This is a genomic window from Ruegeria sp. CH8 (assembly GCF_056536985.1).
Genome location: NZ_JBQFQR010000002.1, coordinates 288159 through 308307 on the forward strand (window position 1 = coordinate 288159; position 20149 = coordinate 308307).

General features: G+C 60.2%; 23 protein-coding genes. 13 read left to right on the forward strand and 10 right to left on the reverse strand.

Annotation, left to right across the window (positions count from 1 at the left end):
* The first annotated feature begins 10 nt into the window (after window positions 1-10).
* From nuoN to ACR0ER_RS03520, 4 genes are read left to right on the forward strand one after another with little or no spacing between them, the layout of a single operon-like run.
* Window positions 11-1453: an NADH-quinone oxidoreductase subunit NuoN gene (gene nuoN, locus ACR0ER_RS03505; RefSeq protein ID WP_480767737.1), complete on the forward strand. Its 1443-nt coding sequence runs from the start codon at window positions 11-13 to the stop codon at window positions 1451-1453.
* A gap of 54 nt (window positions 1454-1507) precedes the next feature.
* Window positions 1508-2257 carry a biotin--[acetyl-CoA-carboxylase] ligase gene (locus tag ACR0ER_RS03510; RefSeq protein ID WP_170325661.1) on the forward strand — a complete coding sequence of 250 codons (750 nt, stop codon included), beginning with the start codon at window positions 1508-1510 and terminating at the stop codon, window positions 2255-2257.
* A gap of 11 nt (window positions 2258-2268) precedes the next feature.
* The gene (locus tag ACR0ER_RS03515) at window positions 2269-3048 is read left to right on the forward strand and encodes a type III pantothenate kinase (protein WP_170331423.1); all 780 of its coding nucleotides are present in this window, start codon (window positions 2269-2271) and stop codon (window positions 3046-3048) included.
* Entirely contained in the window at window positions 3045-4712 is a 1668-nt protein-coding gene (locus tag ACR0ER_RS03520; protein WP_480767738.1) for a ribonuclease J, read from the forward strand. The genes ACR0ER_RS03515 and ACR0ER_RS03520 overlap by 4 nt, the downstream gene beginning before the upstream one ends.
* Window positions 4713-4715: 3 nt before the next feature.
* Here the strand turns inward: ACR0ER_RS03520 and ACR0ER_RS03525 are convergent, their stop codons facing one another.
* Both ACR0ER_RS03525 and ACR0ER_RS03530 read right to left on the reverse strand, forming a co-directional pair.
* A complete protein-coding gene (locus ACR0ER_RS03525; RefSeq protein ID WP_170331419.1) occupies window positions 4716-5417 on the reverse strand; it encodes an NUDIX hydrolase in 702 nt (233 codons plus the stop codon).
* 28 nt (window positions 5418-5445) lie between these two features.
* Window positions 5446-5841: a DUF983 domain-containing protein gene (locus ACR0ER_RS03530; RefSeq protein WP_480767739.1), complete on the reverse strand. Its 396-nt coding sequence runs from the start codon at window positions 5839-5841 to the stop codon at window positions 5446-5448.
* A gap of 201 nt (window positions 5842-6042) precedes the next feature.
* Between ACR0ER_RS03530 and ACR0ER_RS03535 the strand changes: the two genes are divergently transcribed.
* Genes ACR0ER_RS03535 through ACR0ER_RS03550 form a run of 4 tightly spaced genes read left to right on the forward strand, consistent with a single transcriptional unit; the run spans window position 6043 to window position 7941 of the window.
* Window positions 6043-6510, forward strand: a complete 468-nt coding sequence (locus ACR0ER_RS03535; protein WP_480767740.1) for an EF-hand domain-containing protein — start codon at window positions 6043-6045, stop codon at window positions 6508-6510.
* Between the two features lie 6 nt (window positions 6511-6516).
* A complete protein-coding gene (locus tag ACR0ER_RS03540; RefSeq protein WP_480767741.1) occupies window positions 6517-7128 on the forward strand; it encodes an RNA polymerase sigma factor in 612 nt (203 codons plus the stop codon).
* On the forward strand, window positions 7121-7471 hold the full coding sequence (locus ACR0ER_RS03545) for a hypothetical protein (RefSeq protein WP_480767742.1): 351 nt from the start codon (window positions 7121-7123) through the stop codon (window positions 7469-7471). Before ACR0ER_RS03540 ends, ACR0ER_RS03545 begins: the two co-directional genes overlap by 8 nt.
* On the forward strand, window positions 7468-7941 hold the full coding sequence (locus ACR0ER_RS03550; RefSeq protein WP_480767743.1) for a periplasmic heavy metal sensor: 474 nt from the start codon (window positions 7468-7470) through the stop codon (window positions 7939-7941). The genes ACR0ER_RS03545 and ACR0ER_RS03550 overlap by 4 nt, the downstream gene beginning before the upstream one ends.
* Here the strand turns inward: ACR0ER_RS03550 and ACR0ER_RS03555 are convergent.
* Window positions 7938-9347 carry a diguanylate cyclase gene (locus tag ACR0ER_RS03555; protein ID WP_480767744.1) on the reverse strand — a complete coding sequence of 470 codons (1410 nt, stop codon included), beginning with the start codon at window positions 9345-9347 and terminating at the stop codon, window positions 7938-7940. The genes ACR0ER_RS03550 and ACR0ER_RS03555 overlap by 4 nt on opposite strands.
* Window positions 9348-9434: 87 nt before the next feature.
* On the opposite strand from ACR0ER_RS03555, the gene ACR0ER_RS03560 reads away from it, so the two are divergent.
* The 5 genes from ACR0ER_RS03560 (at window position 9435) to ACR0ER_RS03580 (ending at window position 13812) form a co-directional block, all read left to right on the forward strand.
* On the forward strand, window positions 9435-9719 hold the full coding sequence (locus tag ACR0ER_RS03560; protein WP_480767745.1) for a DUF3572 domain-containing protein: 285 nt from the start codon (window positions 9435-9437) through the stop codon (window positions 9717-9719).
* Between the two features lie 25 nt (window positions 9720-9744).
* Window positions 9745-10437: an HAD family hydrolase gene (locus tag ACR0ER_RS03565; RefSeq protein WP_480767746.1), complete on the forward strand. Its 693-nt coding sequence runs from the start codon at window positions 9745-9747 to the stop codon at window positions 10435-10437.
* Window positions 10438-10557: 120 nt separating this feature from the next.
* Window positions 10558-12117: a trimethylamine methyltransferase family protein gene (locus ACR0ER_RS03570; protein ID WP_480767747.1), complete on the forward strand. Its 1560-nt coding sequence runs from the start codon at window positions 10558-10560 to the stop codon at window positions 12115-12117.
* 121 nt (window positions 12118-12238) lie between these two features.
* Window positions 12239-12826 carry a heme NO-binding domain-containing protein gene (locus ACR0ER_RS03575; protein WP_480767748.1) on the forward strand — a complete coding sequence of 196 codons (588 nt, stop codon included), beginning with the start codon at window positions 12239-12241 and terminating at the stop codon, window positions 12824-12826.
* On the forward strand, window positions 12823-13812 hold the full coding sequence (locus ACR0ER_RS03580; RefSeq protein WP_480767749.1) for a GGDEF domain-containing protein: 990 nt from the start codon (window positions 12823-12825) through the stop codon (window positions 13810-13812). Before ACR0ER_RS03575 ends, ACR0ER_RS03580 begins: the two co-directional genes overlap by 4 nt.
* Before the next feature lie 66 nt (window positions 13813-13878).
* Here the strand turns inward: ACR0ER_RS03580 and ACR0ER_RS03585 are convergent, their stop codons facing one another.
* The 7 genes from ACR0ER_RS03585 to ACR0ER_RS03615 all read right to left on the reverse strand — a co-directional run bounded on the left by ACR0ER_RS03585 (window position 13879) and on the right by ACR0ER_RS03615 (window position 20139).
* Window positions 13879-14577 (reverse strand): CbiX/SirB N-terminal domain-containing protein, encoded by a 699-nt coding sequence (locus ACR0ER_RS03585; protein WP_480767750.1) that lies wholly within the window; start codon window positions 14575-14577, stop codon window positions 13879-13881.
* Between the two features lie 71 nt (window positions 14578-14648).
* Window positions 14649-15581: an AEC family transporter gene (locus ACR0ER_RS03590; RefSeq protein WP_480767751.1), complete on the reverse strand. Its 933-nt coding sequence runs from the start codon at window positions 15579-15581 to the stop codon at window positions 14649-14651.
* Between the two features lie 42 nt (window positions 15582-15623).
* On the reverse strand, window positions 15624-16421 hold the full coding sequence (locus ACR0ER_RS03595; RefSeq protein WP_480767752.1) for an MBL fold metallo-hydrolase: 798 nt from the start codon (window positions 16419-16421) through the stop codon (window positions 15624-15626).
* Window positions 16418-17224 (reverse strand): TatD family hydrolase, encoded by an 807-nt coding sequence (locus ACR0ER_RS03600; RefSeq protein ID WP_480767753.1) that lies wholly within the window; start codon window positions 17222-17224, stop codon window positions 16418-16420. The genes ACR0ER_RS03595 and ACR0ER_RS03600 overlap by 4 nt, the downstream gene beginning before the upstream one ends.
* Window positions 17221-18342: a DNA polymerase III subunit delta' gene (locus ACR0ER_RS03605; RefSeq protein WP_480767754.1), complete on the reverse strand. Its 1122-nt coding sequence runs from the start codon at window positions 18340-18342 to the stop codon at window positions 17221-17223. Before ACR0ER_RS03605 ends, ACR0ER_RS03600 begins: the two co-directional genes overlap by 4 nt.
* Before the next feature lie 10 nt (window positions 18343-18352).
* On the reverse strand, window positions 18353-18976 hold the full coding sequence (gene tmk, locus ACR0ER_RS03610; protein ID WP_480767755.1) for a dTMP kinase: 624 nt from the start codon (window positions 18974-18976) through the stop codon (window positions 18353-18355).
* Window positions 18973-20139 carry a D-alanyl-D-alanine carboxypeptidase family protein gene (locus ACR0ER_RS03615; RefSeq protein ID WP_480767756.1) on the reverse strand — a complete coding sequence of 389 codons (1167 nt, stop codon included), beginning with the start codon at window positions 20137-20139 and terminating at the stop codon, window positions 18973-18975. The genes tmk and ACR0ER_RS03615 overlap by 4 nt, the downstream gene beginning before the upstream one ends.
* Between the last annotated feature and the right edge of the window lie 10 nt (window positions 20140-20149).

Sequence of the window (20149 nt, forward strand, 5' to 3'; positions counted from 1 at the left end):
CTTTGGAGACATGATCCAGGCTGATCTGACAATAATCCTGCCAGAGATCGTTCTTGCCGTATATGCGATGGCCGCTCTGATCGGGGCTGTCTATACGGTGAAAGACGGGCTGGCGCCGATCCTTGTGTGGTCGACCGCTGGCCTGATGGCACTGCTGGCCATCTGGATTGCCACCAATGGCGACGGCGTCAACGTGGCCTTCAACGGCATGTTCATCGACGACGGGTTCTCGCGCTTTGCCAAGGTTGCGATCCTGCTGTCCGCTGCAGCCGTTCTGGTGATGAGCCAAGACTACATGTCGCGTCGCGGTTTGCTGCGGTTCGAATACCCGCTGCTGGTGGCTCTGGCCGCCGTGGGCATGATGATGATGGTCAGCGCCGGTGACCTGATGTCGCTGTATATGGGGTTGGAACTGCAGTCGCTGTCCCTTTACGTCGTGGCCGCCCTGCGCCGCGACAGCGCGAAATCGACCGAAGCCGGTCTGAAGTACTTTGTGCTGGGCGCACTCAGCTCGGGTCTGCTGCTGTATGGCGCGTCGCTGGTCTATGGCTTTACCGGAACCACACTGTTCTCGGGCATCATCCAGACCGTTCATCACGGAGAGATTTCGGTTGGCCTGCTGTTCGGCCTGATCTTCCTGATCTCGGGTCTGGCGTTCAAGGTCTCGGCTGTGCCGTTCCACATGTGGACGCCGGACGTCTACGAAGGCTCGCCCACGCCGATCACCGCCTTCTTTGCCACCGCCCCAAAAGTGGCGGCGATGGCCCTGTTCGCCCGTCTGATGCACGACGCCTTTGGCGGCGTGATCAAGGACTGGCAGCAGGTGATCGTGCTGCTGTCCGTGTTGTCGATGCTGCTGGGCGCGGTTGCCGCGATTGGCCAGCGCAACATCAAGCGGCTGATGGCATTTTCGTCGATTGCCCATATGGGCTATGCGCTGATTGGCCTAGCGGCGGGTACGGAGCTGGGCATCAAGGCGATGCTTATGTATCTGGCGATCTACGTGACCATGAATATCGGCACCTTCGCCTTCATCCTGATGATGGAGCGTGACGGCAAACCCGTCACTGATATCGACGCGCTGCGACAGTATTCCAAGCGCGATCCCGGCAAGGCGCTGGCTGTGCTGATTCTGATGTTCAGCCTTGCGGGCGTACCGCCTATGCTGGGCTTTTTCGCCAAGTTCGGCGTCTGGCAGGCCGGTATCGGCGCGGGGCTGACCGGACTGGTCATCGTCTCGGCCATCGCGTCTGTGATCGGTGCGTTCTATTACCTGCGGATCGTGTTCTACATGTATTTCGGGGAAGAGAACGAAGATCCGATCGAAACACGTTCCACGCCGGTACTGTGGGTCGCCCTGATGGGGTCGGCCGCGCTGATGCTGGTTGGCGTGTTCTATCAGTTCGGCATCGAAGGCGCGGCAGCAGCCGCGGCGGCAACGCTTGTCAACTGACGTGTCGGACATCCAATCGCAGGAGGCTCGGTCAACGGACCGGGCCTTTTTGCCATGACCGATTGGCCCCAAGGATACGGACTGCACATCGTGCAGGAGGTCGACAGCACCCTGAACGAGGCCGCCCGGCTTGCCCCAACGGCGCCGGGTCCGGTCTGGATCATGGCGCACCACCAGACCGCGGCACGCGGTCGGCGGGGCAGGGCATGGGCCAATCCTAAAGGTAATTTGGCAGCGACCCTGTTGATGCGCCCGCAGGGGAATCCGGAACAGGCGGCGCTGCGCAGTTTTGTAGCGGCGCTGGCGTTGTTTGACGCCTGCGTTGCGGTCACAGGGCGGGCGGCGGGGCTGTCCCTGAAATGGCCAAATGATGTGCTACTGAACGGCGGCAAGCTGGCCGGTATCCTGCTGGAAAGCACCGGTCAGGGGAGAGAGCTGTCCCATCTGGCCATTGGCATCGGCGTGAACCTCTCTGAGGCGCCCCCGGCCTATGCGGTAGAACAAAGCGCCGTGCGTCCTGTGTCTCTGCTGTCGGAAACTGGTGCGGCCGTTATCCCCGAGGATTTTCTGACCGAACTGGCCGCAGCCTATGCAAGGTATGAAACTCAATTCGTCACCTACGGGTTCGAGCCGATCCGCACCGCATGGCTGTCCCGCGCCGCCAAGTTGGGCGAGGTGATCACCGCCCGCACCTCAACCTCAGAGACGGTGGGAACCTTTGAAACCGTGGACTCGAACGGCAACCTTGTCCTAAAGACCGCCAAGGGCCGCGTCAGCATTCCCGCGGCGGACGTGTTTTTCTGAAGGAGGCGCAGATGCTTCTGGCAATTGACTGCGGCAACACCAACACCGTTTTCTCGATCTGGGATGGCGAGCAGTTCCTGTGCACGCTGCGCACCTCGACCCACCATTCCCGCACGGCGGACGCCTATTTCACCTGGTATTCGACGCTGGTGAAACACTACGGAATTGACGCGGACATCACCGATGTCGTGATCGCCTCGACTGTGCCGCGCGTAGTCTTCAACTTGCGTATCTTTGCCGACCGCTTCTTTGGTTGCCGCCCGCTGGTTGTTGGCAAGCCGGAATGTCTGCTGCCCGTGGCACCGCGCATTGACGAGGGGACCATTCCCGGACCCGATCGTTTGGCCAACGCCGTTGGCGCGTTTGACCGCCACGGCGGTGACGTTGTGGTTGTCGATTTCGGGACAGCGACTAACTTTGACGTGGTCGCCTCGGATGGGGCCTATGTCGGCGGCATCATCGCGCCGGGCGTGAACCTCAGCCTCGAGGCGCTGCACCAAGGTGCGGCGGCCTTGCCGCATATCGACATCACCCGCCCGGAAAAGGTGATCGGCACAAACACGGTTGGCTGCATTCAATCTGGCGTGTATTGGGGCTACTCCGGCTTGATCGAGGGGCTGATTGCCCGGATCAAAGAGGAATACGGGATGCCGATGAAAGTTGTCGGCACCGGCGGGCTTGCGCCTTTGTTCGATCAGGCGGATGTCGGGTTTGACGCGATCGAAGACGATCTGACGATGCACGGTCTGACCGTGATCCATCGCTATAACAAGGAAAATGGCTCGACATGAGCAGTGAACGACTGATCTATCTGCCGCTGGGCGGTGCCGGCGAAATTGGCATGAACGCCTATGTTTATGGTTACGGCAAGCCGGGGCAGGAACGGCTGATCCTCGTCGATCTCGGGGTGACTTTTCCGGACATGGATACAACGCCCGGTGTTGATCTGATCCATGCCGATATCTCGTGGCTGCAAGAACGCGCAGACCGGTTGGAGGCCGTGTTCGTCACCCACGCGCATGAGGACCACGTGGGCGCGGTTGCGCATTGCTATGAGGCCTTGGGCGCGCAGGTTTTTGCGCGCGCCTTCACAGCCAATATCGCGCGCCGCAAGATGGAAGAACATGGCCACCCCGAGGACGCGGTTCAGACGGTTTCAGCTTGGCCCGAGCAGATTTCGGTTGGCCCCTTTAAAGTGGGTTTTCTGCCGGTTTCGCATTCCATTCCCGAAAGTGCCGCGCTTGTGATCGACACGCCCGAAGGCCGGATTGTGCATTCCGGGGACTTCAAATTGGACACGAACCCGGTGGTCGGTGAACCGTTCGATCCTGATCTGTGGGCGGAGATTGCCAAATCTGGCGTCAAGGCGCTGGTCTGTGACAGCACCAACGTGTTTTCGCCCCACGCGGGCCGCTCGGAATCCGAGGTTGGCCCCGAGATTACTAAGCTGGTCGAAAGCGCCGAGGGCATGGTGGTCGCGACCACCTTTGCTTCGAATGTGGCACGTGTGAAGACACTGGCCGAGGCGGGCGCGCGGGCTGGGCGTTCGGTTGTGTTGTTGGGTCGTGCCATGCGGCGGATGATCGAAGCGGCCACCGAAACCGGTATCCTTTCGGATTTTCCCAAAGTAGTCAGCGCTGAAGAGGCGGTAGAGCTGCCGCGCCAGAACCTTATGCTGATCGTGACTGGCAGTCAGGGCGAGCGCCGTGCCGCCAGCGCGCAACTGGCACGCGGCAAATATCGCGGGATTGAACTGAAAGAGGGCGATCTGTTCCTGTTTTCGTCCAAAACCATCCCTGGCAACGAACGCGGTGTGATCTTCATAATCAACCAGCTCAGCGAAAAGGGCGTGGACGTCGTTGACGACAGTTCGGGCCTGTACCACGTGTCCGGACACGCCAACCGTCCTGATCTTGAGAGGGTTCACGCGCTGATCGACCCGCAGATGGTGATCCCGATGCATGGGGAACACCGTCATCTGCGCGAGCATGCCAAGCTGGCCGAAGCTCGTGGTCGGACCGGCATTCTGGCCGTGAACGGCACGATGCTGGACCTGACTGGCAACGAACCCAAAGTGGTAGATTATATCGAAACCGGGCGCACTTATCTGGACGGGACCGTCAAGGTTGGCGCGCTGGACGGAATCGTACGGGATCGTATTCGTATGGCCCTGAATGGGCACGTGACGGTCACTGTCATACTGGACGAAGAAGACGAGCCGCTGGGTGAGCCGTGGTGCGACACGATGGGTTTGCCCGAGATCGGAACTTCGAAGGCCGCGCTGGTCGAGGTGTTGGAAGAGGACCTGAACCAGTTTCTGATGCGCGCCGATGCCAAAACTCTGCGCGACGATGACAAGCTGGAAGAAGCCATGCGCCGCATCGTGCGTCAGACGGCCAAGGCCGAGATTGGCAAAAAGCCCGAAGTAACGACGGTGATCAGCCGGATGAAGTGACGCCTAGTCCGCGTCTGGCATCGGATAGCCTTTGAGCTGCAGGAACAGGCTTTGTTCCTCGGTGTGCAGGTAGAGGGGCACGGTCGCAGGCGGCTCGGGGTTTGACACCCGGGCCGCTATTTCGGCCAGAACCACCTCTGTGATAAACGGCAAGTCCAGATCGCGTGCGCGGTCGAGCGGGACCCATTGCAAGTGGGATAGCTCATCCGAGGCGCGGCTGAAATCGTCCAAATCGCCTTGAATCGCGCTGGCATCGACCAAAAAGAACCTCGCGTCGAACCGGCGCGGGCGGCCCGGCGGTGTCACTGCGCGGAAAACGAATTGCAGAGCGTCAGCCGAAGGACGGTAGCCCATGGAGGCAAAGCCCTGCCAGTCCTCAGGCACCAAACTGCCCCAAGTGCCGGGCTCACCCAGTATCAGCCCGGTTTCTTCCCACAACTCGCGGATCGCCGCCGCTGCCAGCGCAGTCTGAAGCCCAGGTTCGGACTTTTCGTCCAGCCGTTCGCGGCAAAGCTCGGGCATGGGTGCGGCCAGGCGAATGTCCCGATCCGCCGCATCAACAGCACCGCCGGGGAACACGAATTTGTTGGGCATGAACACGGCTTTTGCGCCGCGCTGCCCCATCAAGATCGATGGCTCGGTCAAACGGTCCCGCAGGACGATGACCGTCGCTGCGTTTCGTATTGCTGATTTGTCTTCTGTCATAAGATGATTTGCCTGTACGCGCGGGTCATTACGCTTTTTCGAACCCGTGCATCCGACGCGCCCACTGATAGGCGATCATAGCGCCTTTCAACCGGGGCAGCAGGAACAGCGACAGGGCCGTACATCCGATGGCAAAGATCAGGAACATGGTCAGAGGCTCGGGGCGGAACTCGACATATGTCACATGCAGCGCCGGGGCCAGCAGGTGCCCGACCAGCAGAATGGTCAGGTAGGCCGGGCCGTCATCTGCCCGATGGTGAAACAGCTCTTGCCCGCAATTGCTGCAGCTATCGTTGACCTTAAGGTAGCCGTGCAACAGCTTGCCCTCGCCGCATTTCGGGCAACGGCCACGAAACCCTTTGATCAAAGCAGGACGTGTTGGACGGTCATCCTCGGTCGTGGTGTTGATCGTCTGATCTGTCATTTTGAAACTCGCGCGTTCGATTGCGCAGGATAATGCGCTTGTTTTGCTTCGCAGAAAAGGGGGGTGCGGCGCTTTGTGACTTAGGGCGACGGCGATGTGCCATCCAAAATTTTTGATTTTTTCGCGACGGAACCCGCGTGCCATTCCGTTTGAACCTATGTGAGCAGCGGCGATGGGGCCGCAAAACAAAGGGAAAACGATATGAAAAGCGCGAAATTCATTCCGGCCATCCTGATCACGGCCGTTGCAGTCACAGGCACCTCGGTTCTGGCGGCTGGGCCGAAAGATCGCGAACCTGTGAGCTTTCAGGAGTTGGACGCAAATGGTGACGGCCAACTGACCAAGGAAGAGATGGAGGCCCATCGAACGCAGCGATTCACCGAGGCCGACTCGGATGGCGATGGTCAGTTGAGCGTCGAAGAAATGCAGGCTGCGGCGCAAAAGAAAACCAATGACCGCGTGACCAACATGTTCGAAAGACATGACGCCAACAAGGATGGTTTTCTGAGCGAGGACGAGTTGCCCAAACCGCGTCGCGCTGGCAAGATGTTTGACCATATCGACGCGGATAACAGCGGTACGATTTCGGAACAGGAATATGCTGATGCAAAAGAGCGGATGGGCCGAAAGCACAAAAAGCACGGCAAGGCGGGCTCTGACGACAGCTGATGAAGGATGGAGGACCTGACCTCCCCACCGCACGAACTCCGCGGCGCGTCTGGCACCGTGGAATATTCGGACGATGTTTTGCTGCGGCAGTTTGCCAAGGGCGATGCTGTCGCAGCCCGCGAATTGACGGATCGGCTGGCTCCGCGGTGTTTGTCGGTGGCTATGCGGATGCTGGGCAACCGGGCCGAAGCCGAAGACGTGACTCAGGATGCGATGATGCGGCTGTGGCAGATGGCACCGAACTGGGTACCGGGGCAGGCCAAGGTGTCAACCTGGCTTTACCGCGTGACGCTGAACCTGTGTGTGGACATAAAGCGCAAAAAACGCCCGGACAGTTTGGACGATGTGCCCGAACCCGAAGACGGCGAACTCAGCGCGGTGGATCGATTGCAGGACGCGGCGCGCAAAGACGCGCTGCAGGCTGCGCTGGCGCAATTGCCGGATCGTCAGCGGCAGGCGGTGATCTTGCGGCATATCGAGGAATTGCCCAACCCCGAAATTGCCGGGATCATGGGTGTTTCGACAGAAGCGGTGGAAAGCCTGATCGCGCGCGGAAAACGTGTTCTGATGGCGATAATGGTCGAGCGACAGGATGAGCTGGGGTACGAAGATGGCTGACAACGACATGGACCTGAATCAGTTGTTTGCCCAAGCACGGCAAACCCGACCCGAACTGCCCGACGATCTGGCGGTTCGCATTCTTACGGACGCCGAAGAAGTGCGTCTGGCCCGGCTGAAACCCGCAGCACCGCCGCGTTCGATCTGGGCGCGGATACTGGATGGGATTGGAGGTTGGCAGAGCATGGGTGGGCTGGTTGCCGCCAGCGCGGCGGGTGTTTGGATCGGTCTGTCGGCACCGGGTTTTCTGCCCGACCCGGCGACGATCATCTACCCGCAAGAGACCAGCTTTGTAGTCGCCGACCTCGGCCTGGACACAACATTTCTGGAGGACGCCGAATGAGCGATAATGCCAAGCCCAAAAGACGATGGGTAACGGTCCTGTTGACCGTATCGCTGGCGCTGAACCTGTTGGTGGCCGGGGTTGCCTTGGGTACGGTGTACCGGGTCAAGGGCGGGGATCACGGCAAGGCACCTCCGGGGTTTGGCCCCGCGATTTATCGAGCGCTGCCCAAAGAAGATCGGAAAGCCTTGCGCGGAGAGTTGTCCGAACGGCATGTGAAAGGCGCGAAACTCCGGTCGCAGGACTTCGCCGCGCTTGAGGCCGCATTACGGGCGGAGCCATTTGATCCCGCGGTTGTGCAGGCGTTGCTGCAGCAACAGGCGCAGGCCATGGCTGAGTTACAAGGCGCGTTGCAGGAGGAATGGCTGGATCGCATCACCGCGATGACTGATGCCGAACGTCAGGATTACGCGGACCGTCTGCAAGAAGTGGTGCAGCGCAAACGCCACGGTCGTAAGCACAAGGACTAATCGCCGCAGGCTGCGATTTGCCGGACTCGAACCTGATTACGTCCGGCGGTCTTGGCAGCGTAAAGGGCTGTGTCAGCCGATTTGATCAACCCTTCCAGCCCCGCTGGCTGATGCGGCGGTGAGGTTCCATTAGGCTGGGTTGCGATCAGCCCGATGCTGATCGTGACCGGGATGGGGACAGCGCTGTCCGGGAGGTCGAAAGGCCTATCACGGATGCAATCACACAGACTACGGGCCAGTTTGAGGGCATGGGCCTGCGTGGTTTCCGACAGGCCGATCATGAACTCTTCCCCACCGATCCGGGCAATGAAACCGGCGGCACCGAAGGTCTGTTTCAACCGTTTGGCCGCTTTGATTAGCACCAGATCTCCGCTTGTATGGCCGAATTTATCGTTAATGGTCTTGAAGTGGTCCAGATCGGCCAGCATCACTGCAAAGCCTTTTCCGGTGCGCGTGGACTGATGAGCGATCTGATCCATTGCACGCATCGCATAGCGGCGATTGTGCAACCCTGTCAGGGGGTCCACCCAGGACTCGACTAGCCCGCGGCGCAACGAGGCACGCATCTGGTCCAGCTGGGTTTTGCGCTTGATCTGGCTCTCCAGACGCAACAACGCCTCTTCCGTGCAGAATCCGTCCAAGCAGATCGCATCGGCACCACGGTCCAACGCCTCTGACGCCAGTGCGGCATTGTCCTCAGCAAGAACGCCGATCAGAACCGTATGTCGGGTGGTGCTGCGGGATTTCAGATCAGCCAGCAGATTCAGGCCCGAGGGATTTGCGCTGATTTCAAAGATGATGGCATCCGGCACAGGCCCGGACAAAACGCCCTGCAGGTTTGTCGAGGTGTGCGCCGACAGGCTGTGCCGGGTGCGTTTCGACAGGGCGTTTTGCCACAACGCTCCGGTCCGTGCAGTCTGCGTCAGAATGGCCACACGGGCCGCTTTCGGGGGCATGAAGGGCGCGGCACCGGGTTCCGCAAAGCCCATGGGATGCGAGCCGGATTCGACGTGCAGATCCTGCGTCTCGGCCCGCGCGCGCAACAGGCTGCGCACCCTCGCCAGCAGGAACGTGTCTTTGAACGGGTGCACCAGAACATCGTCTAACCCATCCGCCAGGGCTTGCAACCGGGCGGCCTTGTCGTTTTGCGGCGCGATCGCAACCACCGGCACTCCGATCAGGTCCGGATCTGCCTGAACCAGCCTTTTGACATCCACCGCCGTCCCATCCGGCAAGGCCTGAGACGTCAGCACCAGATCGGGCTTGGCGCGCCGCAACAGGCCGGCAAGGCCCTGCAGCCGTTCGCCCTGTACGACGTGGTACCATGCTGCCGTCAGTTGGACTTTCAGCATGATGCGATTGGTCGAGGTCCCGTCGAGGACAAGGATGGTTCCCTGCACGGACATATCAGTCACCATTGATTGCATGCGTTGCCAAAGTGTTTATGAGTCTGGTTAACAAACCCTTTCCGTGACCTGATCCGGGGCAATTTTATGTCACTCTCCGCCCAGTCTGCAGAAACACTGGCGCTCAAGGTGTTGGGCTGGCTGGTGGGTAACGACGAATTACTGCCGGTTTTTCTGGGGTCTACCGGTGCTTCGGTGCAGGACCTGCGCGACCGGGCAGGCGAACCGGAGTTTTTGGGATCGATACTGGAATTTCTTATGCTTGACGATTCGTGGGTGATCGCTTTCTGTGACGCCAACTCCGTGCCCTATGATCACCCCGGTCAGGCCCGTGCGGTGTTGTCCGGTGGTGCCGACGTTCACTGGACCTGATCCAACAACCTTGCAGGAGCATTCAATGCCCATCGACGCGATCCTGTTCGACAAGGACGGAACTTTGTTTGATTTTGCCAATACCTGGGGCGCGTTCGGGCGCAACATCGTGCTGCGTCTGGCCGGAGGTGACCACGCACGCGCCGCCGAACTGGGTCGGCTTATCGGGTTCGATCTGGAGCAGGTAACCTATTCCGAAGACAGCATCGTCATCGCGGGCACCGTTGAGGAAATCGCCGAGGTCCTCGCCCCGCATCTGCCGGACATGACGCAGGACGAGTTGATCGATGTGTTGAACGCCGAATCGGCCGCGGCCCCACAGGCGCAGGCGGTTCCGTTGGACCCTTTTCTCGACAAATTGCGGCAGGCTGGTCTGAAGCTGGGCGTGGCAACGAATGACGGAGAGATGCCTGCGCTGCAGCATCTGGCCTCAGTCGGGATTCGCGATCATTTCGATTTTGTCGCAGGTTATGACAGTGGCCACGGGTTCAAGCCCGGTCCCGGTCAATTGCTGGCCTTTGCGGCTCATGTGGGTGTGGACCCGGAACAGGTGGCCATGGTCGGTGACAGCCTGCATGATCTACAAGCCGGACGGGCCGCGGGGATGACCACGATCGGTGTTCTGACAGGGCTGGCTCCGGCCGAAGCGCTGGCGCCGATGGCGGATGTGGTGCTGCCTGATATCGGGCACATTCCTGACTGGCTGTCCAAAAACTGATCGCACGTCGGTCAATTTCGGCGATACGGGATAAGAAACCGACATAGACTGTCGCAGACAGAGCGGCCAGACACCCTCCTTCGGGGCTTGCATAGGATTAAGCAAGTTCCGGAGGATCAAATGGCTGACACGAAAACGCGCAGACGTCGCAGTGGGGGACGGGCCGGTGCCGCCGAGCGCAGAGGCAGCGCGGTCATCGACCAGATGCCGTGGAACCCTCCAGTCAATGTCGACAAACCGACCGAACCACTGGATCAGGCCGGAATCGACGCGATCCATGAAGGGGCCATGCGTATCCTCGAAGAGATCGGGATCGAGTTCTACAACGAAGAGGCCATCGGCATCCTGCGCCAGGCTGGGTGCACCATCGATGGCGACAATGTCCGCATGGGCCGCGAGTTCGTCATGGAGATGGTGGCCAAGGCACCGTCACGTTTTACCATCACGCCGCGCAACCCCGACCGGACGATTGAAATCGGAGGTCGGACCATGGTGTTCGGCAACGTGTCGTCTCCGCCGAACTACTGGGACATGGAAATCGGCACCAAGGTTCCCGGCAATCGTGAGAGGTGTCGGAATCTGCTGAAACTGACGCAGTATTTCAATTGTATCCACTTTGCCGGGGGCTATCCGGTCGAGCCGGTCGATATCCACGCCAGCATCCGGCATCTGGACGTCCTCTATGACAAGCTGACCCTGACAGACAAGGCGATGCACGCCTATTCGCTAGGCAAGGAACGCGTCGAAGACGTGATGGAGATGGTCAGAATCGCGGGCGGCCTGAGCCATGAAGAGTTCGAGGCCACACCGCGGATGTACACCAACATCAACTCGACCTCACCGCTGAAGCACGATCATCCGATGATCGACGGCTGTCTGCGTCTGGCACGACGGGGGCAGGCGATCGTGGTGACTCCGTTCACCTTGGCTGGGGCGATGGCGCCGGTGACGATGGCCGGGGCCGTTGCGCAATCTCTGGCCGAGGCACTGTGTGCGATTGCCCTATTCCAATATGTCCGCCCGGGGATTCCCTGCGTGATCGGGACGTTTACGTCGAATGTGGACATGAAGTCCGGGGCTCCGGCCTTTGGCACGCCGGAATATATGCGGTCGACCCAGATGACCGGGCAGATGGCGCGGTACTACGGCCTGCCGATGCGGTCGTCGGGAGTGTGTGCCGCCAACGTACCTGACGGGCAGTCGGTGTGGGAGACGTCGAACTCTCTTTGGGCTGCCGTTCAGTCGGGCACCAACATGGTCTATCATGCGGCGGGCTGGCTAGAGGGCGGGCTGATCGCCAGCCCCGAGAAGTTCATCATGGACTGCGAAATCCTACAGCAAATCCAACGCTATATGCAGCCGGAAGTCACTGCGACAGGGCCAGACGAGATTGCCCTTGAGGCGATCCGCGCGGTTGGCAATGACGGCCATTTCTTCGGCGTTCAGCACACGCAGGACCGTTACACCACGGCGTTTTACCAACCCTTCCTCAGCGATTGGAGAAACTACGAAGGATGGAACGTAGCGGGCGGTATCTGGACCGCTGAACGGGCGCATCACATGTTCAAGGAAATCATCACCAGCTTTGAGCCTCCGCCAATGGATGAAGGCATCCGTGAAGAGCTTGCTGAGTTTGTTGCACGACGAAAGGCCGAAGGTGGGGCACCCACCGATTTCTAGGTTTTGGTCAATGGTTTCCGCCGTGAGACTCCAACGGATTGTCGGTATCTCACCAGCTATCTTGGGGTTTTGTTAAGGATTGTCAGGTCAGATTGGCACAGAAACCAATCTGGGACATCTCATGCATGGTCTGATCAATCGGGCGGTACAGTCTTTTGTTTGCGCGACTTACGGGCAATCTTGCTGGCTGCGCGTGACCGAGGCCGCCGAACTCGGCTTTGTCGAGTTCGAGGCCATGCTGGTCTACGACGATGACATGACCGTTCGGGTTCTGAACGCGCTTTGTGCAGACCTGAACCGCCCGCGCGCCGAAATCCTTGAGGATCTGGGAACCTATCTGGTTTCTCAACCGAACATGGAGGATCTGCGGCGGCTGCTGCGCTTTGGCGGTGTCAGTTATGTCGAATTCCTGCACTCGCTGGACGATCTGTCCGATCGGGTGCTGCTGGCCGTTTCCGACCTCAACCTGCCCGCACTTGAGCTGAGAGAGAAGGTGCCAACGGAATATAAGCTGTTCTGCCATCCAGGTCTGCCCGGCTATTCCAGCGTGATGGTCGGTGTCCTGCGTGCAATGGCCGATGATTACGGAGCTTTGGCGATGCTGTCGCATGACGGGCAGGAGGGCGAGGCTGAGGTCATTTCGATTGTTCTTGTCGAAAGCGCATTTGCCGAGGGGCGTCATTTCGATCTGGGGGCGCGAAAAACATGATGGATACCAGTGATCTGTCGGCGCTTCTGGAAACGCTATGCCCGATGTTTGTTCTAGTGGACGAAGACGGGCAGATAAAACGTGTAGGACCGACATTGCAGAAATTGCGCCCCGATCAGCCGATGGCCGGGAAAGGTTTTCTGGACGTCTTTGAACTGGTGCGGCCACGTGCCGTGACGACGTTGTTGGGGCTTATGACGCTGGCCGGAGCCAAGCTGCACCTCAAGCTTCACGACACCCCGCGCACAGCGTTGAAAGGGCTGATCGCCCCTCTGCCGCAGGGAAACGGCACGGTTATCAACCTGTCCTTTGGCATCTCGATTCTGGATGCGGTGCGCGACTATGCCCTGACCAGCGCGGATTTCTCGGGCACCGATCTTGCCATCGAGCTGCTGTATCTGGTTGAGGCCAAGTCCGCCGCGATGGAGGCCTCGCGGTCGTTGAACCTGCGGCTGCAGGGGGCTATGCTGGCGGCTGAGGAGCAAGCCTTTACCGACATGTTGACCGGGTTGAAGAACCGGCGGGCGATGGACGTGTTGCTGGGGCATTTGGTTTCCGGGAGTTCACCGTTTGCGCTGATGCATCTGGATCTGGACTTCTTCAAGTCGGTCAATGATCAGTATGGGCACGCTGCGGGGGACTATGTGCTGCAGCAGGCCGCCCGTATCATGGTTGAGGAAACCCGCAATGACGACACGGTGGCGCGCATCGGCGGGGATGAGTTTGTGATTATATTCAAAGATCTGTCGGACGAAGTTATTCTTTCCGCAATTGCGGCGCGTCTGATCGACCGATTGCAAACGCCGATGGTGTTCGAGAAGAACACCTGCCGGATTTCCGCCAGCATCGGAACCGCATTGTCCACTCAGTTCAAGCCCCCCAAAGTCGCCGAAATCCTGAATGCGGCGGACTTGGCCTTGTACGAGGCCAAAAGGAAAGGCAGGTCCCGTCACTGCCTCTATTCTGCGCTTGTGGGGCAGCGCTAGGAAGTGCCTCTTCCGGGGTGATCGATCTAACTCCGGCTATGTCAAAATCCGCGGATGCCCGGACGATCAGGTCTCGTGGAATAGGCGGGACAGGGTGGTTGCAATATGCTGCTTGATCCGGGGCAATTCTCCAACCACGGGCATCACATGGCCTTGGAACGCAGCCGCGTTCAGTTCTTGCGGAACATCATCAATCACATGGCCGCCATGGCAGGCAAAATACGGCAGGCACAAGGCCTGATCAGACAGGCCCGCGGCGGCTTCGGCAATAGAGGGGGGCTCTTCGACGAACCCCAGACGCGTCGATTTGAAAGCCAGGTGCTGCGCCAGATCAGTTGCAAAGGCGCGGGCCACGACTGAGGGGTTACGGCTGCGGCCGGATCCATGGGCGGCCAGCACCAGATCGGTCTCCCCTGCGGTCCATTGGTTTTCGTTCAACGTGTCACGCAGTGCCGCTGCAACCAGTCTCGGCAGGTCCGGGTCAACACCCAACGGATCCAGAATGCGCAGGTTTCGCCCGGACAGACGCTTGGGCAGGGCGCTGGTGACAAACCAGCCCTTGGCCATGAAAAGCGGATAGATCACGGCGTCATCGGTCAGCTCTGCCACGCGCTTTTCGAAAACGCCCGGAGCAGCCAGCGTGGCAGAACGCACAGTCACGCCATCACACAAGGCAGCCACCTCGGCGGCATAAGCGGCCAACGCTTGATCAGCCGGGATCGGGGCGGACGGCTGGCCATGGGCGACGATTAGGGCGTGGGGCATTTACTTGATCCTGTCTGCTTTCCCGATAGGTGTTCCCTGTCGCAACAAAGTCAATCCAAACCGTTCCGAGGTCAGCCTAAAAGTGTCAGCCAGAACCAGACTGACAGGATGGAAACCGCTGTCCCGACCAACACAGATGAGGCCGCAACCCGTTTGGCCCGGCCATACATGTTGGCGAAGATATAGGCGTTAAACCCCGGCGCCATTGCTGCGTTCAGCACGCCCGAGCGGAACAGGTCCTGCGGCAGACCAACCGACGATCCGAAAAACCAAACGAGGCTGGGGTGCAGCATCAGCGAAATGGCGCAGACATAGGCAATCGCGCGCAAGTCACCTTCGGGCTTGTATTTGACCAGCACGCCGCCCAGTGCAAACAGGGCGCCGGGCAGAGCGGCGCGGGTTATGAGGCCAAGCGCCTCGTCCACTACCGAGGGCACGCCGACCCCGGACAAGTTGACGACAAAACCTAGCGCGATACCAAGGATCAGGGCGTTGCGGAACATCGCTGTTAGAACCGACCGCACCATAAGCCCGCCGCCATTGCCACGGTTGCGGACCACCTCCATCACGGTGATGCCGACGGCATAGCAAAACGGCGCGTGGAAGGCGATGATCGCATAGTTGCCGGACAGGTTTCCGGGCCCGTAGGCGCGTTCAGTAATCGGCAGGCCCAGCAGGACCGAGTTCGAGAACAGGCAACAGAACCCTATGGCGACGCAATCCTCCCAGTCGCGGCGAAAGATCAGGCGGGCGCCGAACAGGCCAGCGGTGAAACAAAGCGCCGCGGCTGTATAAAAACTGGCCAGAAGTCGGGGGTCGAAACTGCTGCTCAGGTCCAGATGCGCGATGGCGAGAAACAGCAAGCAGGGGATCGCGAAGCCTTGGGTGAACTTCATCAGCCCGTCCACATGGACCTCTTTGAAATACCCCAATGATGTCGCGGCGTATCCCGCTCCGATAACCAGAAAAACCGGCAGAATGACGTCGATCAGGCTTTGCAGCATCTTGCCACCCTGAGGGATATCGCAGGCCGCGTCCGCAGCGTCTTACAAAGCCTGACGGATCACCATGCCATCATAGGCAGGAGTGACGTAGTCGGGAGTTTCAGCCTCGACCGTGGCATAGTCGAGGTCGATATGCATGTTGGTCAGCACCGCGCGTTTGGGTTTCAACTGGTCAATCCAACCCAGCGTCTTTTCCAGATGCGCATGGGTGGGGTGCGGCGATCTGCGCAGGGCGTCGATGATCAGACAATCCAGTCCTTCCATCAGGGCCCAGGAGCCGTCGTAGAATTCGGCCACATCCGGCAGATAGACCAGCTTGCCCATCTTGAACCCCAGAGAGTCGATTGACCCGTGGTTGACCTTGAACGGATGAAGCGGGATCGGGCCACCAGGGCCGTCGATTTCGAACGGGCGGTCGATGGTTTTCAGGTCCAAGATCGGCGGGTACGGAGAGCTGTCGGGCTGAATGAACGCATATCCGAACCGCCCCAACAGATCATTTTGGGTGTCGCCATCGGCCCAAACGGGAACACGCGCCTTCATATTAAAGACGATCATGCGCAGATCGTCGATGCCGTGCACGTGGTCCGCGTGGCTGTGCGTATAGACCACTCCGTCCAGCCGCCCGGTTCCGGTGCTTAGCAATTGGCTACGCATGTCTGGCGTGGTGTCGATCAGGACGGATGTGGTGCCCTCGGGCCCGTCGCGTTCCACCAGCATCGAACACCGGCGGCGGACGTTTCGGGGGTTGTTCGGGTCACACTCGCCCCAATGCCCGCCCAGCCGTGGCACGCCGCCGGAAGAGCCGCAGCCTAGGATGGTGCAGCGCAGCTCGGTCATGCGGCCGCCTTGTAGGTCGCGGCTTTGGTGAACAGCCGGTCGAAATTGGCCTGGGTCTGGGCGGCGAAATCGGCGTAGTCCATGCCGAACACCTCGGCCCCCTTGCGGGCGGTGTGGGCGGTATAGGCCGGTTCGTTGCGTTTGCCGCGATAGGGCGGTGGCGCCAGATAGGGTGCGTCGGTTTCCACCAGCACGCGGTCAACCGGAGCGGCGGCGAAGATATCGCGCAACTCTTGGCTTTTGGGGAAAGCGGCAATGCCGGACATGGACAGGTAAAAACCCAGATCCAGTGCGGCTTTGGCCAGTTCCGCCGAGGACGAAAAGCAATGCATGACGCAGGAGTAAGGCGCGTTGCGGTGTTCTTCGGCCAGTATGCGCGCCATGTCATCATCTGCCGCGCGGGCGTGGATGATCAGAGGCAGGCCGGTGCGTTGCGCGGCCTCGATATGGACGCGCAGCGATTGCTTCTGCACGTCGGCGCTGTCGGCGGTGTAGTGGTAATCCAGCCCGGTTTCGCCGATGCCCACGAACTTGGGATGCTGTGCCAGAGCGACCAGTTCGTCGGCGGTCGCCATCGGTTCATCCGCTGCGCTCATGGGGTGGGTGCCGGCGGCATAGAAGACGGGCGAGTGGGCTTCGGCAATGGCGCGGACGGTGGGTTCGTTGCGCAGGCGCGTGCAGATCGTGACCATACGGGTCACGCCCGCCTCGGCGGCGTTGGCGACGATCTGGTCCAGTTGCCCCTCGAAATCGGGGAAGTCCAGATGGCAATGGCTGTCGGTAATCTGGGGCGTGTCGCTCATCTGCTCTGACCGGCGGTTTCCTGTATCTTGAACACCGTATCTAGGACCAGAGCGGCAGGGTCAAGGTTCACCGCCTGACCATGTCGCGCGCGGGCTGTGATTGTCGCCGCGACCTCGGCCCATTGGCGGGCTTGATGCTGAGATGAGGACAGGCGCACCAGCGTTTCGGCTTCCTTCGGGGCGGCCTCTGGCGATGGTGGTGTGCCGGTAGCACCGGTCAGGGCGAGGCGGGACAAAGCGACATCGATCAGCGTGAGCAACAATTCAAACCGGTCGGCTGCACCGCGCTGAGCGGCGGCCTCGGCCAGCTTCAACGCACGTTGGCGATCCATGCGGGGCAGGGTACCCAGAATTGCGATCAGTTCGGCGTAAATCTCCAGCCCGCCCAGATTGATTAGTCGAACCGCATTGCCCACGGACCCGGCGGCCAGTGCGGCTAGGTGGTCTGTTTTTCCGGTCAATTCCGCACCGGTTTGCGAGAGCGCAGCTTGCATATCCTCGGGGCCGAGGGGAGACAGGCGCAAAGTACGACAGCGCGACCGGATCGTCGGCAACAGGCGCGACGGTTGGTGCGAGATCAGCAGCAACGTCGTACGCGCGGGTGGTTCTTCGAGCATTTTCAACAGGGCGTTGGCCGCGCTGACATTCATTTCATCCGCGGAATCCACGATGACCACCCGACGCCCGCCATCAGCCGAGGACAGGCCGAAGAATTTCCCAAGCTTGCGGATGTCATCAACAACGATTTCGTTGCGCAACCGCCCCTGATCGTTGAGTGAGCGGGTGATGGCGGCAAGGCCCGGCTCGGCCCCGGCCAGAATACGGTGGGCGACGGGATGGTCGGGATCAATCTCCAGCGACTCGGGCGGCGGCGGGGCGCCGAACAACCCATCCTCTTCGACCGGAGGCGTTGCCAGCAAGAACCGGGCGATCCGCCAGGCCAGCGTTGCCTTACCCACCCCGCGCGGGCCGATCAGAAGCCAGCCATGGTGCAGCCGGTCCGAGGTATAGGCGCTCAGAAACGCGTGCTCGGCCTCAGCCTGTCCGAACAGGTGCTGGGTTTCACGCGGATGCGGGGCTCCGGGGGCCTGATCCGGGATTGGGGTGTCGTCGCTCATCTATTGCCTGTCACAGTGCTTGCAGGACGATTTCTGTCACATCCTGTGCAACGCTGTCCATGTCCCGGTTGCCGTCGATCACCCGGAAACGGTCCGCGAACTCATCGGCCAGCGCCAGAAAGCCTGCGCGCATCTTCTCCTGCAGATCTACACCGAAATCCTCGAACCGTTCCTCAGTGCCTTGCCGCCCCTTGGCGCGGGTCAGGCCGGTTTGTGGGTCCATGTCGATCAGCAGGGTCAGGTCAGGTTCGCGCCCAATCATCAGACTATGCAACTGGTCAACCACTGCGCGCAGGTTGCCGCGCGACAGACCCTGATACATGCGGGTGCTGTCGGCGAAACGGTCGCAGATCACCACTTTGCCCGCAGCCAGGGCCGGTTCGATGGTGCGTTCCAGATGGTCGCGCCGGGCGGCGGTGAACAGCAGCAGTTCCGTTTCGGCCGACCAACGATCGGGGTCGCCTTCCAAAACCAGACGACGGATTTCCTCAGCCCCAACCGATCCGCCGGGTTCACGCGTCAGAACGACTTCACGGCCCAGATCCCGCAAGCGATCCGCAAGCATTCTCGCCTGCGAGGATTTGCCCGATCCGTCAATGCCTTCAAAGGTCAGAAACAACCCGGGGCTCGTCAAAACGCGTCCAAGGGATTGCCGATCACATCGGTCACAACGATACCGCCCACTGTCAGCATTCGGACAACGAACCCCCCGCTCGGAACGGCTTCAGCGGCAACCAAAGGGCGACGGATTTCCGGCAGACCTTCTGGCTTGATAACCAGCTCAGCTAATTGCTGACCCTTTTCAACTGGTGCGTTGACAGGACCTTCGTAAACAACTTCGGCCTCGATATTCTTGTCGCCCAGCACAGGGAACAGCAGGGTCAGATCCTCTTCAGGAACCAGATCTACTGTCTTTTTTGCCCCCATCCAGATCTTGGCCTGTGCTATCGGCGTGTCCGCGTTGGCAACTGTCCTCTCGACAAAATTTCGAAACGACCAGTTAACCACGGCCTCAGCCTCCTCTGCGCGGCGGGCGGTGCTGTCGAGGCCTGTTAGAACAAAGATCACCCGGCGGTCGCCTTGCTTGGCCGAGCCGACAAGGCCATACCCGGCCTCTTGCGTGTGGCCGGTTTTCAATCCATCAGCACCGATGCCCAATTTTAGCAGCGGGTTGCGGTTACGTTTGTTCGACGGTGCGCGGCCATCGAATTCAAAAACTTCCTCGGCGAACAGAGGATAATATTCCGGAAAATCGGAAATTAGCCGGTCCGCCAATACCGCAAGGTCATGTACCGACATCATGTGACCCGCTGCAGGCCAGCCATTGGAATTCGCGAAGTTCGAGTTGTCCATGCCCATCTGTTTGGCACGCTGGGTCATGTAGCGGGCAAATCCAGCCTCGGTCCCGTCGGGGCTGAGCGCTTCGGCGATCACCACGCAAGCGTCGTTGCCTGACAAAACGATGATGCCGCGCAGCAGATCCTCGACTCGGACCCGGTCCTGCGTGTTCAGAAACATGGTCGAGCCGCCATAGCTCATCGCGTGTTCCGAAACCGGTAGTGTTTCGTCCAGTGTCAACCGGCCATCGCGCAATGCCTCGAACGCCACATAGAGCGTCATCAACTTGGACATCGACGCGGGCGGAAGCGGTTGATCCGCCTCTTTGGATAAAAGGATCGTTCCAGTCGTCTGATCCATCACATAGGCCGCGCGGGCCTGTGTATCAAAGGCATGGGCGGGCAGGGCAAAAAGCGCAAGCCCGAGGGTCAAAACAGATGATCGCAGTGAGGACAGCATTAAAGGCCTC

Bases quoted from the DNA above. Each gene is read 5' to 3' on its own strand.
- nuoN (WP_480767737.1), top strand. From the start codon at position 11: ATGATCCAGGCTGATCTGACAATAATCCTGCCAGAGATCGTTCTTGCC.
- ACR0ER_RS03510 (WP_170325661.1), top strand. From the start codon at position 1,508: ATGACCGATTGGCCCCAAGGATACGGACTGCACATCGTGCAGGAGGTC.
- ACR0ER_RS03515 (WP_170331423.1), top strand. From the start codon at position 2,269: ATGCTTCTGGCAATTGACTGCGGCAACACCAACACCGTTTTCTCGATC.
- ACR0ER_RS03520 (WP_480767738.1), top strand. From the start codon at position 3,045: ATGAGCAGTGAACGACTGATCTATCTGCCGCTGGGCGGTGCCGGCGAA.
- ACR0ER_RS03525 (WP_170331419.1), bottom strand. From the start codon at position 5,417: ATGACAGAAGACAAATCAGCAATACGAAACGCAGCGACGGTCATCGTC.
- ACR0ER_RS03530 (WP_480767739.1), bottom strand. From the start codon at position 5,841: ATGACAGATCAGACGATCAACACCACGACCGAGGATGACCGTCCAACA.
- ACR0ER_RS03535 (WP_480767740.1), top strand. From the start codon at position 6,043: ATGAAAAGCGCGAAATTCATTCCGGCCATCCTGATCACGGCCGTTGCA.
- ACR0ER_RS03540 (WP_480767741.1), top strand. From the start codon at position 6,517: ATGGAGGACCTGACCTCCCCACCGCACGAACTCCGCGGCGCGTCTGGC.
- ACR0ER_RS03545 (WP_480767742.1), top strand. From the start codon at position 7,121: ATGGCTGACAACGACATGGACCTGAATCAGTTGTTTGCCCAAGCACGG.
- ACR0ER_RS03550 (WP_480767743.1), top strand. From the start codon at position 7,468: ATGAGCGATAATGCCAAGCCCAAAAGACGATGGGTAACGGTCCTGTTG.
- ACR0ER_RS03555 (WP_480767744.1), bottom strand. From the start codon at position 9,347: ATGTCCGTGCAGGGAACCATCCTTGTCCTCGACGGGACCTCGACCAAT.
- ACR0ER_RS03560 (WP_480767745.1), top strand. From the start codon at position 9,435: ATGTCACTCTCCGCCCAGTCTGCAGAAACACTGGCGCTCAAGGTGTTG.
- ACR0ER_RS03565 (WP_480767746.1), top strand. From the start codon at position 9,745: ATGCCCATCGACGCGATCCTGTTCGACAAGGACGGAACTTTGTTTGAT.
- ACR0ER_RS03570 (WP_480767747.1), top strand. From the start codon at position 10,558: ATGGCTGACACGAAAACGCGCAGACGTCGCAGTGGGGGACGGGCCGGT.
- ACR0ER_RS03575 (WP_480767748.1), top strand. From the start codon at position 12,239: ATGCATGGTCTGATCAATCGGGCGGTACAGTCTTTTGTTTGCGCGACT.
- ACR0ER_RS03580 (WP_480767749.1), top strand. From the start codon at position 12,823: ATGATGGATACCAGTGATCTGTCGGCGCTTCTGGAAACGCTATGCCCG.
- ACR0ER_RS03585 (WP_480767750.1), bottom strand. From the start codon at position 14,577: ATGCCCCACGCCCTAATCGTCGCCCATGGCCAGCCGTCCGCCCCGATC.
- ACR0ER_RS03590 (WP_480767751.1), bottom strand. From the start codon at position 15,581: ATGCTGCAAAGCCTGATCGACGTCATTCTGCCGGTTTTTCTGGTTATC.
- ACR0ER_RS03595 (WP_480767752.1), bottom strand. From the start codon at position 16,421: ATGACCGAGCTGCGCTGCACCATCCTAGGCTGCGGCTCTTCCGGCGGC.
- ACR0ER_RS03600 (WP_480767753.1), bottom strand. From the start codon at position 17,224: ATGAGCGACACGCCCCAGATTACCGACAGCCATTGCCATCTGGACTTC.
- ACR0ER_RS03605 (WP_480767754.1), bottom strand. From the start codon at position 18,342: ATGAGCGACGACACCCCAATCCCGGATCAGGCCCCCGGAGCCCCGCAT.
- ACR0ER_RS03615 (WP_480767756.1), bottom strand. From the start codon at position 20,139: ATGCTGTCCTCACTGCGATCATCTGTTTTGACCCTCGGGCTTGCGCTT.